The organism is Bilifractor sp. LCP21S3_A7, assembly GCF_052118825.1.
Lineage (GTDB): Bacteria > Bacillota > Clostridia > Lachnospirales > Lachnospiraceae > Bilifractor.
In genome coordinates this window covers 174,544-192,383 of the sequence record NZ_JBQKGL010000001.1, presented here as the reverse complement: position 1 = coordinate 192,383, position 17,840 = coordinate 174,544, and the positions used below count along the sequence as shown (strand labels likewise).

Below are 17,840 nucleotides of genomic sequence, written 5' to 3'. Positions count from 1 at the left end.
AGATTTTCCGGGAATAACCGGGTATAATACAGAGACAGATTTTCCCGGGGAATAACCGGGTTTCATACAGATACAGACGGTTCCCGGAAAACTGCCGGGATTCCTATTTACGAGACGATTCCCGGAAGACAGCCGGGATTCATTCGCATCAAGAGAGGAGGCTCTCCTATGTACTACGGCGGATACGGATTGTATTTTGACTGGACCTATATTCTTGTCATTCTTGCGTTTGTACTCTCGCTGATTGTTCAGACGTCCATGCAAAGCACGTTCCGGAAATACAGCAGGGTTCGAAGCTCATATGGCATGACAGGGGCGGAAGTGGCGCAGAGAATTCTTGAAAGCGAGGGTATTTACGGAGTTCAGGTGCGCCGCGTCAGAGGAAGTCTGACGGATCATTATGATCCGAGGTCGAAAACGGTGAATCTGTCGGAATCGATTTATGGAAGTACATCGGTAGCGGCGCTTGGCGTCGCCGCACATGAATGTGGTCATGCGATTCAGGATGCGAGAGACTACGCACCGCTGCGTATCCGATCGGCACTTGTTCCGGCTGCTGATTTCGGCTCGCGTTTTTCGTGGATCCTGTTTTTCATCGGCCTTGTATTTCAGTCCGGCATTCTGACGGAGATTGGCATCCTTTTGTTCTGCCTCGCACTGCTGTTCCAGCTTGTGACGCTTCCGGTAGAATTCAACGCGTCTCACCGGGCTATGCAGAAGCTGAAAACAATGGGAATGGAAGAGGGACGGGAACTCTCCGATACGAGAAAGGTTCTCATCGCGGCTGCGATGACCTATGTTGCTGCAGTATGCGCATCCCTTTTGTATCTGCTGAGGATGATCATTTTGTCAGGAGGAAGCCGGAGACGTGACTGAGAGAATCAATATCAGAGAACTGGCGCTTGAGACTCTGCTCGCCATCCGGGAGGATGGCCGGCAGAGCCATTTCGTCATCCGGGACGTTCTGCAGCGCTACGGGTGGCTGTCGGATCAGGAGCGTGCCTTTTATCTTCGTCTGACGGAGGGAACGCTGGAATATCAGATCCGTCTTGATTATATTCTGAATCTCTTTTCAAAAACAAAGACAGAGCGCATGAAGCCGGTGATCCGGGAGATCCTGCGGATGGGCGTGTATCAGCTGCAGTTCATGGATTCGGTGCCGGATTCCGCTGCGGTAAACGAGAGTGTCCGCCTTGCGGGAAGAAAGGGATTTTCCGGTCTGAAGGGATTCGTGAACGGGGTGCTGCGGAATATTTCGAGGCATCCGGAGAGGGTCGTTTATCCCCCGATGGAAGAGCCGGTCCGGTGTCTGTCAGTGCGGTATTCGATGCCGGAGCTGCTGGTGTCAGACTGGATCAATGCGTTCGGCATTGAAAAAACGGAGGACATCTGCCGCGGATTTCTTGAGCAGAACGAGGTAACTATCCGTGTCCGGAAACAGAAGGAAGACGGATTATATGCCGGGGCAGAAGATGTCGTGAGAGAACTGAAGACAGAGGGGGTGGAGCTGGAGAAGGCTCCTTATGTGCCGGATGCCTGGTATCTCAAGAATGCGGGAAATCCCGCGGAGCTTTTACCATTTGAAGATGGCGGGTTTCTCATGCAGGATGTGAGCTCACAGCTTGCGGTCCGCTGCGCAGGAATCCGTCCGGGGGATCTGGTTTTCGATCTCTGTGCAGCTCCGGGAGGGAAAAGCCTGCTCGCGGCTGATCTGATGGAAGGCACGGGGAAGGTGATCTCTGGTGATCTCACGGAAGCGAAGGCAGCTCTCATACGGGAGAATGTGGATCGCTGTCAGGTAAAAAATATTGAAATTGAGGTGCAGGATGCTTCCGTTCCACTTCCGGGGCGCTTCGGGACAGCCGATGTGGTCATCGCGGATGTGCCCTGCTCCGGCTACGGTGTCATCGGCAAGAAACCGGATATCAAATACCGTGCTTCTCATAAGAAGGAAATGGAGCTCGCTGCTCTTCAGAGAAAAATTCTGACAAACGCTGTGTCGTATGTGCGTCCGGGAGGAATTCTGCTGTTCAGCACCTGCACCATCGCCAGGACCGAGAACGAGGACAATGTAAGATGGCTTCTGGACAGCTTTCCTCTGGAGAGCGTCGGACTTACGGATATTCTGCCGAACGAGCTGCTCGCAGACGAGAGCTTGAGAAAAACGGCAGAAAAAGGCTTTGTGCAGCTGCTTCCGGGCATTCATCACTGCGACGGATTCTTCTTCGCGAGGTTCCGCAAACTGGAGGGAAGCCGGAAGCAGGAGAAGAAGCAGAACGCTGCGAATGCCGCAAACGAAGCAGGTGCCGGGAAGACATTTGCAGCCGGCGGAGAAGACAGTGACCGGGGGACCTGTTGTGCCGGCGGAGAAGATAGCAACCGGGAGACCTGTTGTGCCGGCGGAGAGATAAGGGTCGGGAGGATTTAAATGATCAGCAGTGAGGAAAAATTGCAGGGCGTGACAGATATTAAATCAATGCTTCCGGGGGAATTGGAGGAATGCATGCAGTGCCTCGGTGAGAAAAAGTTCCGTGCGGCGCAGCTTTTTTCCTGGATGCATCAGAAGCGGGCGGAGAGCTATGACGAGATGACCAGCCTTTCTCTGAAGCTCCGTGAGAAACTGGGACAGGAGTATCCGCTGACGAGACTGAGAGCGGTCCAGGAGCAGGTTTCGGCGATTGACGGGACGAGAAAGTACCTGTTCGCATTAAACGACGGGAATGTGATCGAGAGCGTCTGGATGAAATATCATCACGGAAATTCCGTCTGCATTTCTTCCCAGGTCGGATGCAGGATGGGCTGCCGTTTCTGCGCATCCACACTGGACGGCCTGGTGCGGTCGCTTACAGCGTCGGAAATGCTCGAGCAGGTCTATCAGATCCAGAGGATTACCGGAGAAAGGGTTTCCAATGTCGTCATCATGGGAAGCGGTGAGCCCATGGAGAATTACGACAGCGTGGTTCGTTTTGTACGTCTCGCAAGCGCAGAGGCGGGGCTGAACCTGAGCCAGCGGAACATCACGGTGTCGACCTGCGGAATTGTTCCGAGAATCCGTCAGCTGGCGAAGGAAGATCTTCAGATTACCCTCGCGATTTCCCTCCATGCTCCGAACGATGAGAAGAGAAGGAAGCTGATGCCGGTTGCGAACAAGTACAGCATCCGGGAGCTGATGGACGCATGCCGTTATTATTTTGCGGAAACAGGACGCAGGCTGACGTTTGAGTACGCGCTTGCGAAGGGACAGAACGATTCGGAGGAGGATGCCGCTGAGCTGGCAGGCTTGCTTACAGGACTCAATTGTCATGTGAACCTCATCCCGGTCAACCCGGTAAAAGAACGCCATTTCGCGCGCTCCGGCCGTCAGGCGGTTTTGAATTTTCAAAATAAACTTGAAAATTACGGGATTAATGTTACTATAAGAAGGGAAATGGGCGCTGATATCGACGGTGCCTGTGGACAATTACGAAAAAGTTATATTGACAGTAACCAGGAGAATTAGGCATGAAGGTATTTTCTGCAACCGATATCGGCCAGAAAAGACATATGAATCAGGATTTTATCTTTACCTCAGAGGAGTCGGTGGGCAATCTGCCGAATCTTTTTGTGGTTGCGGATGGAATGGGCGGACATAATGCCGGCGACTTTGCATCACGATATGGGGTGTCGGTGCTGGTCGAGACCGTTCGCAAGGATAAGAATTTCAATCCGGTAAAGGTCATGAGGAATGCGATCGAGGCAGCAAACCGTGAGGTTTTTTCTCAGTCCAGAAATGATCCGTCTATGGCTGGCATGGGAACGACGATGGTGGTATGCACCGTGGTCGGCGGATATGCGTACATCGCAAATGTAGGGGACTCCAGGCTATATCTGGCGGGAAGCGATTCCATGACACAGATCACGCAGGACCATTCTCTGATTGCTGAAATGGTTCGCCTTGGAGAACTGACACCGGAGGAGGGCAGAAATCATCCGGACAAGAATATAATTACAAGAGCGGTCGGAACAAATGAGGATGTCAAGATCGACTTCTTCGATGTAAAACTGGATACGGGGGACCAGATCCTGATGTGTTCAGACGGCTTATCCAATATGGTCGAGGATCAGAGAATCTTCGAAATTTTGAAGGGTGAAGATACAGAAGCAGATAAGGCGCAGGTTCTGGTTGATGAGGCTAACGCGAACGGCGGACGGGATAATATCGCTGTCATTGTGGTAGAGGCATGAACAGAGCAAACGAGGTGAGAGTGTTATGTTAAAAGAGGGAGTTATACTGGGCGAACGCTATGAGATCATGTCCAGAATCGGATATGGCGGTATGGCGGATGTTTATAAAGCTCAGGACAGAAAACTGAATCGTCTCGTCGCGGTCAAAGTCATGAAGGCGGAGTTCCGTGAGGACAGCAGTTTTGTAGCGAAATTCCAGAAGGAGGCTCAGGCGGCTGCCAAGCTTTCCCATCCGAATGTTGTAAATGTATATGATGTCGGTGAGGACAGGGGCCTTCAGTATATCGTCATGGAGCTGATCGAGGGGATCACGCTCAAGAATTACATCGCAAAGAAGGGAAAACTGAGCGTAAAGGAAGCAACCAGTATCGCGATTCAGGTTTCTCTGGGTCTGGAGGCTGCCCATAATGTGGGAATCGTCCACAGGGATGTCAAGCCCCAGAATATCATGATTTCAACCGACGGAAAGGTGAAGCTCTCCGATTTCGGTATTGCCAAGGCCATCAATTCGAATACCATCACGGCCAATGTGATGGGATCGGTGCATTACAGCTCTCCGGAGCAGGTCCGCGGAGGTTACTCTGACGCTAAGAGCGATATCTATTCGCTTGGCATCACGATGTATGAGATGGTCACCGGAAGGGTTCCGTTTGACGGCGATACGACAGTTGCGATCGCGATCAAGCATCTTCAGGAGGAGATTGTACCGCCGTCGATTTATACGCCGGATCTTCCGTATTCTCTGGAGCAGATCATCCTGAAGTGCACCCAGAAGAATCCGGAGCGCCGCTATCAGAATGTCGGTGAGCTGATCGATGATCTGAAGCGTTCACTGATCGACCCGCAGGGCAATTTTGTGCAGATCGCCCCGCTGGCTTCTCACGCGGAAACCGTGAAGATGACCGACCATGAAATGAATGAGATACGGCGCGGCATGAACAATGGAACGCTTCGCGGCGATGACGACGATGATGACGACGACAGATATGAGCGCCGCAAGAAATACCTGGATCATTATAACGATGATGACGATGAGGACGATGAGGAGGATGCCGGAAGCACGAAGCTGGAGAAGGCAATCACGATCGGCGGATTTATCGTCGGCGCGATCATTATCGTGATTCTGATTCTTGTCATCGGCAATATGGCAGGGGTATTCCATTTCGGAGGATCTTCCTCCAAGAGCAGCAGTTCTGCGGCGGCAACCTCAGCGGGTACGTCAGAGGAGAGCTCCTCTTCGTCCTCGGATTCTCAGGTGGAGGTTCCGAAGCTTCTCGGTATGACACTGGAGGAGGCACAGCAGGCGACAAATAAGCTTGGAATCGGCGTGAGTGAGACCGATGAGCAGACATCGGAGGATTACTCCGAGGGTCAGATCATGGCCCAGTCGATTGAGGCGGGTACGAAGGTTGACCCCGGAACAACGATTAATGTCACGGTCAGCACAGGAAAGGCAGATGTCACGGTACCGAGCGGCATTACCGGAGCTACACAGCAGCAGGCAACCGATCTGCTGACGGGGGTAGGCCTTCAGGTAGAGGTTTCTCTTGACTACAGCGATTCCGTTGATGTGGGCTATGTCATCTCATGTGATCCCGCAGAGGGAACCAGCGTCGCTGCAGGAAGCACGGTGACACTGACCGTCAGCAAGGGTGAGGACGACTCGAACAAGGTTCAGGTTCCTTCTGTTGTCGGATGGTCGAAGGAAGATGCGGAATCTACATTGGATTCCATGGGGCTTTCTTACAAGGAAAAGGAATCTGAGGATAAGACACAGGCGGACGGTGTTGTTCTTGCCGTGAGCCCGGATGTCGGCACATCTGTGGACGCAGGATCGAGTGTGACACTGATGATCAATAAGCTGAGCAGCACCAGCAGCACTTCCGCGAAGAAGTATGTGTGCTACAGCCCGCTGTCCCAGCCGTCCGGATACAATGGCGGAACCGTTAAGCTCGAGCTGGTACAGGGCGACCAGACCACAACAATTTACGAGGGCTCGGACCCATGGAATGGCGGAACGTACAGTACTCCGATCGAGAGCACATCCGGTGAGACCGGTGTGATCAATGTGTATGAGGATGGGACGCTGATCGCGAAGTATCCGAATGTGACCTTCCAGGAGGAGAGCTGACTGACAGGAAAAAGATACAGGCTGATGCGCTGACCGGGAGAGATCCCGGGCGGTGTACAGCCTTTTTCTGTTTCCGGTAATCAGAGAATCGGCAGGATGTGAGGAATGACAGGGAGAATCATTAAAGGAATCGCCGGTTTTTATTATGTAGAAACCGAAAAAGGCGAATACGAATGCAAGGCGAAGGGAATATTTCGAAAAGAGAAGATGAAGCCGCTGGTCGGGGACCGGGTGGAGATAGAGGTGCTCGATGAGACGAAGCGGACGGCAAATGTAGTGAGGATCCTTCCGCGTAAGAATTCGCTGATCCGTCCGGCGGTGGCGGGTGTGGACCAGGCTCTGGTTTTTTTTGCACTGAAAAGTCCGGATCCGGAATCCGGGCTGCTGGACCGTTTTCTGATCTCGATGGAGAGGCAGCATATTCCGGTACTCATCTGCTTCAACAAGAAGGACATTGCGGACAGCAGGGAGGCGTCTCACTGGCGGGATATCTATGTGTCCTGCGGGTATGAGGTTCTTCTGATCAGTGCGGAGAGGCAGGAGGGGACGGAGGAGGTGATCCGCCGTCTGAAGGGGAGGACGACCGTTGTGGCAGGCCCCTCAGGAGCCGGAAAATCAACGCTCACCAATCTTATGCAGAGTGAGGTCCATATGGAGACCGGGGAACTCAGCCGGAAGCTCGGAAGAGGAAAAAATACCACCCGGCATTCGCAACTCATTGCTCTGGGGGAGGACACCTACTTCTGTGACACACCCGGATTTACCTCGCTGGATCTTCCGGAGATGGAACCGGAGGAGCTCCAGAAGTATTTCCCGGAATTTGCACAATATGAGCCAAACTGCCGTTTTCAGGGATGTTCTCATATACGTGAGCCGGACTGCGGTGTCCGGGAAGCGGTGAAGAATGGAAAAATTTTTCAGGAGAGATATGACAATTACTGCAGGTTTTATGAAGAACTGCGTGAGATGAAGAAAAGGAGATACTGACATGACTAGAATTTACCGACTTAGCCCCTCTATTTTATCTGCGGATTTTTCAAAACTCGGCGAACAGGTACGCATCCTGGAAGACGCCGGAGCATCATGGCTTCACATTGACGTGATGGACGGTCAGTTTGTGCCGCCGGTTTCCTTCGGCGATGTCGTGATCCGTTCGGTCCGGCCTGTTTCGAAAATGTTCTTTGATGTTCACCTGATGGTGACCGAGCCGGACCGGTTCGTGGACGATTACGCGAAGGCGGGCGCAGATATGTTTACCGTTCACGCAGAGGCCTGTGCGCACCTGGACCGGACGCTTCAGCATATCCATGAGAGCGGAATGAAGGCCGGGGTTGCTCTGAATCCGGCGACACCGCTGCAGGCGCTTGATTATGTGCTGGATAAGGTGGATATGGTTCTGATCATGACCGTGAATCCGGGATACGGCGGACAGAAATATATTCCGACGATGACCGCGAAGATCCGTGATCTGCGGCGGAAGCTGGACGAAGCCGGATATCCGGATCTTCCCATTGAGGTTGACGGCGGTATCAATGCTTCCACGATTGATACTGTTCTGGACGCCGGCGCGTCTGTGATTGTGGCCGGCTCGGCTGTTTTCCGCGGTGATATCGCGAAAAATGCATCTGATCTGATGAAACGGATTCATGAGAGGGAAATGTCCGGCAGGTGAATCGCGGGCTGAAACGCGCACCGAATGCAGGAGGCTTGCGGGTATAAATTTTTAAGGTAAGAAGCCGGAATAATCCTGCAGTGATACGGCAGGGGACGATGAGAGCGGAACAATACGCGGGGACAAGAACGAGCGAGAGGAAAGAAGAAAAACGTGCGGAAAGTGGTTGTTTTTTCCGGGGGAAGCATCGATAAAAGGGCTGCCCTGGAGTATCTGGATAAGGAAAAACCGGAGATCTGCATCGCGGCGGACCGTGGCGTACGGTTCTGCTATCAGAACCAGATCACGCCGGATTATATCGTGGGAGACTTTGACAGCCTTTCCGCGGGTGGAACGGCACTGTCATCGAAGGAGAGAGCGGAGGCTTCCCCGGAGCTTGCCGCATTCCGGAGGGCAGGTGTCCCGATCGATGAATACCGTCCGGAAAAGGATATGACGGATACCGACATCGCTCTCGAAAAGGCTGTATCAGCCGGTGCGGATGCCGTCTGCTTTTTCGGGGCTACGGGTTCGAGGCTGGATCATGTCTTCAGCAGTGTGTTTGACCTGTATAAGCTCTATGCGCGAGGGATTGAGGGCAGTATCATCGATGGAACGAACCGGATCTCCATGCCGGTGGGACGGAAAATCGTGATCCCAAAATCGGAGCAGTACGGAAAGTATGTCTCGGTCTATCCGTTTCGCGGAGAGGCTCACGGGGTCAGCCTCACAGGATTCCGATATCCGCTGACGGACGCGGACATTATCCAGGGCGACGGAGGGCTTACGACAAGCAATGAGATTGTCGCAGATGAGGGTATCATCGAGTGCAGGGAAGGAATTCTGATCGTCATGGAGACAAGGGATTGATGAGAAATCATACATTCGGACAAAACTCAAATGACGGATCCGGTCACAGACGATCTTATCCACATCTGCGGTTTGCCAGCATATTTGTCAGCCTCTGTGCCGCCATGTTCCTGTTTCCTGCACTTCCTGCCGCCGGAGCGGAAAATTCCGGGGCGGTGAATACCGCAGGAAAGAGTTCCGGAGCGGAAAACACCGGGACAGTGCGTACGGTTAAAACGGATGGCGCGGCTGCAGGGGCGGCAGATGAGAACCGAAGAATTGTCTTTGTAGGCGATTCCAGAACGGTCGGCATGTACATCACACTTTCCGGGGCCGGCTACAGTGAGGACATTAACGCATCTCTGGGAAATGAGGTTTATATCGGACGTGTAGCCATGGGATTTGACTGGTTTGCCGGAACAGGCATGGCAGAGGCAGAGCCATGGATGGAACAGGGGAATACAGATCTTGTCATTCTTATGGGCTGCAATGATATGGGATCCCCTGTGAGCAGTGCGAACCGTTATGCGGAATATGTGAATGCGAACGCAGACAGCTGGAGCAGGGACGGCAACCGTGTGTTCTTTGATTCCGTGAATCCGGTCGGCCACCGGAACGGAGGAGCGGAGACGTCCTCATCGGTTTATTCCAATGATGGCACCTGCGCGCCGTTCAATGATACGCTGAGGAACGCGCTGAGTGACAAGGTTACCTGGATCGATTCCTACAGCAGCCTTCTGTCGGGAGGCTACGCCACAGTGGATGGAATTCATTATGACGGCGGCACGTATCAGGCCATTCATGATTACATCCGGAATGCGGTGTCGGAGGCGGAAAAGAGAGAATATACGGCTGTCTTCGACGCGGCGGGCGGCACCTGCCCTGTAAAAGAGAAAAAGATCCGGGAGGGTGAATCCCTGACGGATCTGCCTGTGCCTGAAAAAGAAGGGTATGTTTTTTCCGGATGGAGTCTGAATGGGAACGGGATGACGGATCAGACAGATATGCCGTCTGAGAATATCACCCTTACGGCATCGTGGAAGGCATCGGATCACACACCGTATCAGGTGATTTTTCACTGCGGGAGCGAAGCGGATGATGTGGAGACGAGATATGGGACGACCGGGGAAAAGGTAACGGTGAATGCGCCGGCAAAAGACGGATACAAGACTCCCGATGCGCAGACCGGCGTCATTTCCGCTGACGGCACCACAAAATTTGATTTCCATTATACTCCGCTGACATACAGCCTTACGATCCATGCCGGAAAGGGAGTCAGTCTCAACGGGGGATCGGTGCCGGGAAGTCAAAAATCCGGCGATCGGGAGCGGAGTTTTACGATCCGCTGCACGTTCGGCGATGAGGTCAGTCTTCTCGCATCGGAGGAGAGGGGATACAAAGATCTGATAATTACCGGAGATCTGCCGGATGCGCTGTCGGGCAAAGAGGCGGGCGTCACCGACTTCCGGATGCCCGATCATGATGTGGAAATCACCCTCAGTGCCGTGCCTGTCATCTATCATATCCGGTACACTCCGGGGGTATACAGTACCGCAGGGCTTCCGGAGACGTACATCGTGGAGGATCTGCCGCTCCGGCTGAAAAATCCGGCAATGCCATTCCTGACGTCATTCGGATTCTGGACCGATGAAAATGGAAGAGAGATTCGGACGATTACAGAGGCAGAGAGCGGAGATCTCTCGCTCACAGGGGAAGTCTTTGATTATCGGGCTGCCGCTGCAGCAGATGCTGCAGGAATCCTTCTGCTCGTCATCCTGGGTGTTCTGTTTCAGATACAAAACCGAAAAAGAAAATGAAGAGGAGGCTGCTGCATGAAAGGTGCGGCAGCCTTTTTTACACGAACAGTGAGCCGCAGCCGAATGCGAAGTATATTTCAGATGATTGCCAGTTACAAAGGATAAACTATGTTTCCAGTCACCAATGATAAAATATGGTTGACATATACCCCGTAAGGGTATATGCTAACAGCAGATGAGATACCCGGCCGGGGTATTACGGGAGGCGGTTATGAAAGATTTAGAAGAGAAGAAAACAAAGATACCTGCATGTTGTTCGGATCACGCTTCGGACGGTGAAGATTGGCAGGCGGACAAGGACGCTGAAACGCTCGAAGAAGCAGTACTGGCGGGAGAAAAGACCTGCGGATGCGGATCGGGGAAGCATAAGGCGAGGACGCCGGAGGAGCAGAAGGCTTTGCTGACCCGTCTGAAAAGGGTGGAGGGGCAGATCCGAGGCATTGAAAAGATGGTGGAGAATAATGCCTACTGTCCGGACATTTTGATTCAGGTTTCAGCCGCAACAAGTGCGCTGAACAGCTTCAACAAGGTGGTTCTCGGCTGTCATATCCGCGGCTGCGTGGCAAATGATATCCGTCAGGGCAATGATGAGACGATTGATGAGTTGTGCAGTGTGCTTCAGAAGCTTATGAAATAAGTGGAATACGGAAAGGAAAGCGTTTCGGGCGTGAAATGCGGAAAGGGAAGTATTTTGAGAAACGAATACAGAGATGGATGCATTTTGAGTAAGAATTGCGGAAATCGAAGGATTTAACATGAGGAAAGAAGGTCAAAGTCACAATGAATCAGTATATTGTAACAGGTATGACATGTGCTTCATGCCAGGCCCATGTGGAAAAAGCGGTTTCAAAGGTTCCGGGAGTGAAATCGGTATCGGTTTCTCTTCTGACCAATTCGATGGCTGTTGACGGTACAGCAGGACCGGCTGAAATCATAAAAGCGGTGGAGGATGCCGGATACGGTGCCGAGCCGAAGAATGCTGCCGCTCAGAAGCAGAGTTCTGCCGCAAAGCTTGCGGCAGAGGAGGACGCACTGAAGGACCGCGAGACGCCGAAGCTTGTCCGGCGGCTGATTCTGTCTGTCGGATTTCTGATAGCGCTGATGTATATCACAATGGGGCATAATATGTGGAACTGGCCGGTACCGGAATTTCTGGTACATAACCACATCGGTCTTGCGATTCTTCAGATGCTGCTTACGATCGTGGTGATGATCATCAACCGGGCATTTTTTATCTCCGGCTTCAAGTCGCTCTTTCACGGCTCTCCCAATATGGATACACTGGTGGCTCTGGGCTCCGGCGTATCCTTCGGCTGGTCCCTGTTCATCCTGTTTCGGATGACATATCTGCTGACAGCCGGCACATCGAACATGGACCTGATGCCGCTGTATCATAATCAGCTGTATTTTGAGTCGGCGGCGATGATACCGGCACTGATCACCGTGGGAAAGACACTGGAGTCTCTCTCCAAGGGAAAAACAACAGATGCTCTGAAAAATCTGATGAAGATGGCTCCGAAGACGGCAGTCGTGGAGAGAGACGGACAGCAGGTCGAGATATCGATTGATGAGGTGCATCCCGGGGACATTTTTGTTGTGAAACCCGGTGAATCCATTCCGGTTGACGGCGTGATCATCGAAGGTACAACAGCTGTTGATGAATCTGCGCTCACCGGCGAGTCCGTTCCGGTCGATAAGGGGGCAGATGATCCGGTCAGCGCCGCAACGATAAACCGTTCCGGATATATTCGTGCGAGAGCGACGAGGATCGGAGAGGACACCACGTTCTCACAGATCATTCAGATGGTCAGCAACGCTGCGTCGACAAAGGCTCCGATTGCCAGAATCGCCGACAGAGTTTCCGGAATTTTTGTGCCGGCGGTTATTCTGATCGCTACTGCGGTGATGGTGATCTGGCTGCTTCTCGGACAGACACCGGCATTTGCCCTTGAGCGGGCCATCAGCGTTCTCGTCATTTCCTGCCCCTGCGCGCTTGGACTTGCCACTCCTGTGGCGATCATGGTCGGAAACGGGATGGGCGCGAGAAACGGAGTACTGTTCAAGACCTCGGAGGCCCTTGAGAACGCGGGAAGAGTACAGATTGTGGCTCTTGACAAGACCGGAACCATCACCGAAGGCAAACCTGCGGTTACCGATATCATCCCTGCTGACGGAGTCGGTAAGACTGAGCTGATGAGCGTGGCTTACGCGCTCGAGCAGAAGAGTGAGCATCCTCTCGCGAGAGCAATTGTGGCCGAGGGAGAGAAGGAGGGACTGCAGGCGGCTGAAGTGACAGATTTTGCTGCACTGACCGGAAGCGGTCTGACCGGACGGATAGACGGGCAGGTTCTTCACGGAGGTTCCGGAAGCTTTATCTCCACGCTTGCCGCGGTCCCTGAGAATCTGCTGAAAAAGGCAGATTCCCTTGCAAAGGATGGAAAAACCCCGCTTTATTTTGAACGGGAGGGGAAGCTTCTCGGGATTATTGCCGTAGCGGATATTATTAAGGAGGATTCCGCACAGGCCGTACAGGAACTGCGGAATATGGGGATTGAGGTTGTTATGCTTACTGGAGATAATGAAGCGACCGCAAAGTCGATCGGTGCGCAGGCGGGAGTGGACCGTGTGATTGCGGGCGTTCTCCCGGACGGTAAGGAGGCTGTGATCCGCGAGCTCCAGAAGCGCGGCAAGGTGGCAATGGTCGGAGACGGCATCAATGATGCGCCGGCGCTCACAAGAGCAGATACGGGAATTGCGATCGGAGCAGGCACGGACGTCGCTATCGATTCGGCAGATATTGTGCTGATGAATTCCCGTCTGACCGATGTATCCGCGGCGGTTCGTCTGAGCCGCGCGACTCTTCGCAACATTCATGAGAACCTGTTCTGGGCGTTTGCTTATAATGCGCTGCTGATTCCCATGGCGGCGGGACTCTACCCGGGCATTGAGATGAACCCGATGTGGGGAGCAGCTGCGATGTCTCTTTCAAGCTTCACGGTATGCATGAATGCGCTCCGTCTGAATCTGTTCAAGGTACATAACGCATCCCGCGACAGAGCGATGAAGAAGAGAGCACTGCCCGGGACACATACGGAAATGTATGCGGGAACGTCAGCGACTGAGATGGATGCGGCTGCCGGTACGAATCTCTGCTGCAACGCAGCTGAAGATAAGAATGATACCCTGGAAATGAATAAGGAGGACAAAAGGATGACAGAAACTGTAAAAATTGATGGAATGATGTGCAATCATTGTGAAATGCATGTAAAGAAGGCACTTGAGGCACTCGACGGGGTGGAGAGCGCGGAGGCGTCCCATGAGAAGAAACAGGCCATTCTGAAGCTCAGCAGGGAAGTGCCTGAGGATGAGATCCGGAAAGCTGTCAAGGATGCCGGATACGAATTCGTGGGAATTGAATGAATGAGATGCAATGAGATGTAATTAGAATCCGGTTCCGGCGTTCAGCCGGAACCATGCGCTGGCGCTCTCTGATTTCTGAAATCGGAGGGCGTCATTCCTGTCATACGACGGAATGCCTTCGAAAAATAAAGCCCATTGTCGTAACCGACGGAAGCCGCAACAGAAGCGATTGTGAGATTGGTGTCTTTCAGCAGAAGACAGGCGCGGCGGATGCGGTAGCGGTCCAGGTATTCCTTTGGAGAGATGTTCATGCCTTCCCGGAATTCCCGGAACAGAGTACTCCGGCTTACGCCTACGTAGGATGCAATGTCGCCGATGGTAAGAGAGTAGGAATAACGTGAGGCAATATATTCGATGGCGCGGGAGATATTATCCTCTGCGGTTCCCGGAAGACGTATCTGACGCGCCGCATTGGAGATCAGAATTCCGAGCAGCAGATAGAGCTCTCCTGTCATTCGCACAGCGTCGCAGAATGTATTCCCGAAAGCTTCGTCAATCCGCCGGAGGTGCTTTCTTACCTCAGCTCCGTACGGAAGCTGGCGAAGGACTAGCTGACTGCTGGAAAAATCTGTTCTGCTCACGAGAGCGGCAGCATCTGCACCCGCAAAGCCAACCCATTCATAGGTCCAGGGATCTCTTTCATCTGCCTGATAGAAAATTTCCGTCTCCGGCATAGCCAGAAACATATCTCCGGAATGAAGGCGGAAAGTATGACCGGCGGCGGTGTACGTCCCGGAACCAGAGCTGATGTAATGAATCAGAAAATGATCCCGGACACCGGGGCCCCATTTATATCCGGGAGTGCACTTCTGTCTGCCGACGTTATAGACGGACAGAGAAATCATGTTCTGTTTTTCCGATACCTTGTTGCTCTGCTTGAATCCCATGGGAAGCTCACTCATTTCTTCCGCACCTCTCTTTGGAAAATCATGGAATATGTGGTAAAATATATCCGGTTCAGATGCGTTTCTTACAGACCGGCTGCAGGATTCCGCGGAAGCAGGCATTGACATGCAGCTGCCGTGACTGCTGAGTTCAGTATATGCCGGATGAAGCTCTTCTGCAACAAAATTACATATGGATAGTACGAAATGCTATTGTACTGTTATGGGGAATGGTGCACAATAGAGATGGTAGCAGATGGTCATGCGATATAGTGTGTGGCACGATGAATCATATTGTGGTGCCCCGCATGCGGAGTATGACGATTTACTGAACAAGCTGCGGATTATACAGGGGAAGGTAAGTATGACAGATCAGAAAGTAATCGAAGAATTGAGAAAAACATTTGAAGAAAAGTTTGGCGGAAGCGGAGAACGGGTATTTTTTGCGCCGGGGCGTGTGAACCTGATCGGGGAGCATATCGATTATAATGGCGGGCACGTATTTCCGTGCGCGCTCACTCTCGGCACCTATGCGGCTGTCCGGAAGAGAGATGACCGGAAGCTGAGGTTTTATTCCGTGAACCTCGCAGAGGACGGCGTGATTGAGGCGGATCTGGACGATCTCACCTACAAAAAGGAAGACGGATGGACGAACTACGCCAAGGGCGTCGTGTGGGCTTACCGTCAGGCGGGTATGGATATACCGACAGGATTTGACTTCGTATGCAGCGGAACCATTCCGCCGAAGTCCGGGCTCTCCTCAAGCGCGTCTCTTGAGGTGCTTACCGGGGAGGCACTGATGCGGCTGTACGGTTTTGAGGAGAATCAGATCCGAAACGCAAAGCTCGGGCAGATCGCCGAGAATCGCTTTGTCGGAATGAACTGCGGAATCATGGATCAGTTCGCTTCCGCTATGGGACGGAAGGATATGGCTATTTTCCTGAATGCGGCGACGCTGGAATACCAGTACGCGCCCCTTCCGATCGGCGATGCGAAGCTTGTGATTGTGAATACGAATAAGCCGCATGAGCTGGCAAATTCCGCGTACAACGACCGCCGCCGGGAGTGTGAAACCGCGCTGAAGGATCTGCAGAAAGTTCGTCCGGAACTCAAGGCGCTTTGTGAGCTCAAGCCCGCAGAGTTTGAAGAGCTGAGCAGCGCAATTGCGGATCCTGTGTGCAGGAAACGTGCGAAACACGCGGTCTATGAAGACGCCCGCACCACGGAGGCAGTGGAAAAGCTCAATCAGGGAGACATTCAGGCTTTCGGAAAGCTGATGAATGCATCTCATGTCTCTCTCCGGGATGATTTCGAGGTCTCCTGCAGAGAGCTGGACGTGCTGGCGGAAGAAGCCTGGAAGATTCCGGGGGTGATTGGCGCCCGGATGACAGGAGGCGGATTCGGCGGATGTACGGTTAATATTGTGAAGGATGATGCCATTGATACATTTGTCGATCAGGTCGGCAGAAATTATACGGACAGGACCGGTCTTGTGCCGTCCTTCTATATTGTATCCATCGGAGACGGCCCGTCGGAGATATGCTGAAATCAGGAGCAGCGTGGCTCGGAAGCGTCGGAGCATAGAGATGCCGTTGCAGAGGGAAAGCACCGTTTTGAGACGCCGCAGCAGAGGAACCGCGCAGGGCAGAGATTGCCTGCTGCAGAAAGAACACAGAATTGAGACAGCACAGGATGGTGACCGCGCAGCACAGACAAAGTGCGGGATACAGATTTCGAAGAAACAGACTTCGAAGAATGAAAATGAGACAGAAACAGGAGATCGCGTGACCCGCGGGCGGGTTGCGTCATGCATCATCTTCAGGATGACAGGAAGGAGAAAGCAATGCAGATTTTAGTTACAGGCGGAACTGGATTTATCGGAAGTCATACCTGTGTGGAGCTTCTGAACGCAGGCTATGATGTGGTGATTGCAGACAATCTTTACAATTCAAAGGAACTTGTGGTGGACCGGATCGAGACAATCACCGGAAAAAGACCAAAGTTCTACAAGATTGACGTATGTGACCGCAAGGCACTGGATGCTCTGTTTGACGCCGAGAAGATTGATGCGGTAATTCATTTTGCCGGTTACAAGGCGGTCGGAGAGTCCACGAGAAAACCGATTGAATATTATACAAACAATCTGCTGAGTACGCTTACGCTTACCGATGTTATGAGAAATCACGGCTGCAAACAGTTTGTTTTCTCATCCTCCGCCACGGTGTACGGAGACCCGGCTGAAATTCCGATCACTGAAAAGTGCCCGCTCGGCACTACGACGAATCCGTACGGAGAGACGAAAGCCATGCAGGAGAGAATCCTGACCGATATCTGGAAGGCGGATCACAGCTGGAAGATCATGCTGCTTCGTTATTTCAATCCGATCGGCGCGCACGAAAGCGGTCTTATCGGAGAGGATCCGAAGGGAATTCCGAACAACCTTCTGCCCTATGTCGCACAGGTTGCTTCGGGAAAGCTTGAGAAGGTTCATGTCTTCGGCAACGACTACGATACACCGGATGGTACCGGTGTTCGTGATTATATCCATGTCGTAGATCTGGCGAAGGGACATGTGAAGGCTATCGAAGGATTCCAGAAGCTTGATGATGTTCAGATCTTCAATCTTGGTACCGGTGTGGGGTATTCTGTTCTCGACATCATCAAAGCGTTTTCCAAGGCCTGCGGCAAGGAAATCCCGTATGTCATTGATCCGAGACGTCCCGGAGATATCGCGACCTGTTATTCGGATCCGACAAAGGCAAAGGAAATTCTCGGATGGACAGCCGAGAAGAATATTGAGGATATGTGCCGGGATTCCTGGAACTGGCAGGTGAAAAATCCCGACGGATATGGAGAATAAGATC

Annotated in this window: 14 protein-coding genes; 13 read left to right on the top strand and 1 reads right to left on the bottom strand. The window is 52.6% G+C overall.

Features of this window, described 5'->3' with window-relative positions:
* Positions 1-168: 168 nt before the first annotated feature.
* The 11 genes from ACTQ1O_RS00840 (at position 169) to ACTQ1O_RS00790 (ending at position 14,092) form a co-directional block, all read left to right on the top strand.
* Positions 169-876, top strand: a complete 708-nt coding sequence (locus ACTQ1O_RS00840) for a zinc metallopeptidase (protein WP_441485707.1) — start codon at positions 169-171, stop codon at positions 874-876.
* Positions 869-2,428, top strand: a complete 1,560-nt coding sequence (rsmB, locus tag ACTQ1O_RS00835; RefSeq protein ID WP_441485706.1) for a 16S rRNA (cytosine(967)-C(5))-methyltransferase RsmB — start codon at positions 869-871, stop codon at positions 2,426-2,428. Before ACTQ1O_RS00840 ends, rsmB begins: the two co-directional genes overlap by 8 nt.
* Positions 2,429-3,499: a 23S rRNA (adenine(2503)-C(2))-methyltransferase RlmN gene (gene rlmN / locus ACTQ1O_RS00830; protein WP_441485705.1), complete on the top strand. Its 1,071-nt coding sequence runs from the start codon at positions 2,429-2,431 to the stop codon at positions 3,497-3,499. It begins immediately after the preceding gene.
* 2 nt (positions 3,500-3,501) lie between these two features.
* Positions 3,502-4,224, top strand: a complete 723-nt coding sequence (locus tag ACTQ1O_RS00825) for a Stp1/IreP family PP2C-type Ser/Thr phosphatase (protein WP_441485704.1) — start codon at positions 3,502-3,504, stop codon at positions 4,222-4,224.
* Positions 4,225-4,249: 25 nt separating this feature from the next.
* Positions 4,250-6,355, top strand: coding sequence for a Stk1 family PASTA domain-containing Ser/Thr kinase (gene pknB / locus ACTQ1O_RS00820; protein WP_441485703.1), 2,106 nt, complete (start codon positions 4,250-4,252; stop codon positions 6,353-6,355).
* Between the two features lie 105 nt (positions 6,356-6,460).
* Positions 6,461-7,342, top strand: a complete 882-nt coding sequence (gene rsgA, locus ACTQ1O_RS00815) for a ribosome small subunit-dependent GTPase A (RefSeq protein ID WP_441485702.1) — start codon at positions 6,461-6,463, stop codon at positions 7,340-7,342.
* 1 nt (position 7,343) lies between these two features.
* Positions 7,344-8,027: a ribulose-phosphate 3-epimerase gene (gene rpe / locus ACTQ1O_RS00810; RefSeq protein WP_441485701.1), complete on the top strand. Its 684-nt coding sequence runs from the start codon at positions 7,344-7,346 to the stop codon at positions 8,025-8,027.
* Positions 8,028-8,180: 153 nt separating this feature from the next.
* Positions 8,181-8,876, top strand: coding sequence for a thiamine diphosphokinase (locus ACTQ1O_RS00805; RefSeq protein WP_441485700.1), 696 nt, complete (start codon positions 8,181-8,183; stop codon positions 8,874-8,876).
* Positions 8,876-10,672 carry an InlB B-repeat-containing protein gene (locus tag ACTQ1O_RS00800; protein ID WP_441485699.1) on the top strand — a complete coding sequence of 599 codons (1,797 nt, stop codon included), beginning with the start codon at positions 8,876-8,878 and terminating at the stop codon, positions 10,670-10,672. Before ACTQ1O_RS00805 ends, ACTQ1O_RS00800 begins: the two co-directional genes overlap by 1 nt.
* Positions 10,673-10,997: 325 nt before the next feature.
* A complete protein-coding gene (locus tag ACTQ1O_RS00795) occupies positions 10,998-11,309 on the top strand; it encodes a metal-sensing transcriptional repressor (RefSeq protein ID WP_441485851.1) in 312 nt (103 codons plus the stop codon).
* Positions 11,310-11,452: 143 nt separating this feature from the next.
* Positions 11,453-14,092 (top strand): heavy metal translocating P-type ATPase, encoded by a 2,640-nt coding sequence (locus tag ACTQ1O_RS00790; RefSeq protein ID WP_441485698.1) that lies wholly within the window; start codon positions 11,453-11,455, stop codon positions 14,090-14,092.
* A gap of 41 nt (positions 14,093-14,133) precedes the next feature.
* Here ACTQ1O_RS00790 and ACTQ1O_RS00785 read toward each other — a convergent pair whose 3' ends face one another.
* Positions 14,134-14,994, bottom strand: a complete 861-nt coding sequence (locus ACTQ1O_RS00785; protein ID WP_441485697.1) for an AraC family transcriptional regulator — start codon at positions 14,992-14,994, stop codon at positions 14,134-14,136.
* A gap of 346 nt (positions 14,995-15,340) precedes the next feature.
* Here ACTQ1O_RS00785 and ACTQ1O_RS00780 point away from each other — a divergent pair, with 346 nt between their 5' ends.
* Positions 15,341-16,522: a galactokinase gene (locus tag ACTQ1O_RS00780; protein ID WP_441485696.1), complete on the top strand. Its 1,182-nt coding sequence runs from the start codon at positions 15,341-15,343 to the stop codon at positions 16,520-16,522.
* A 297-nt stretch (positions 16,523-16,819) separates the two neighbouring features.
* Positions 16,820-17,836: a UDP-glucose 4-epimerase GalE gene (gene galE / locus ACTQ1O_RS00775; RefSeq protein ID WP_441485695.1), complete on the top strand. Its 1,017-nt coding sequence runs from the start codon at positions 16,820-16,822 to the stop codon at positions 17,834-17,836.
* Positions 17,837-17,840 lie beyond the last annotated feature (4 nt).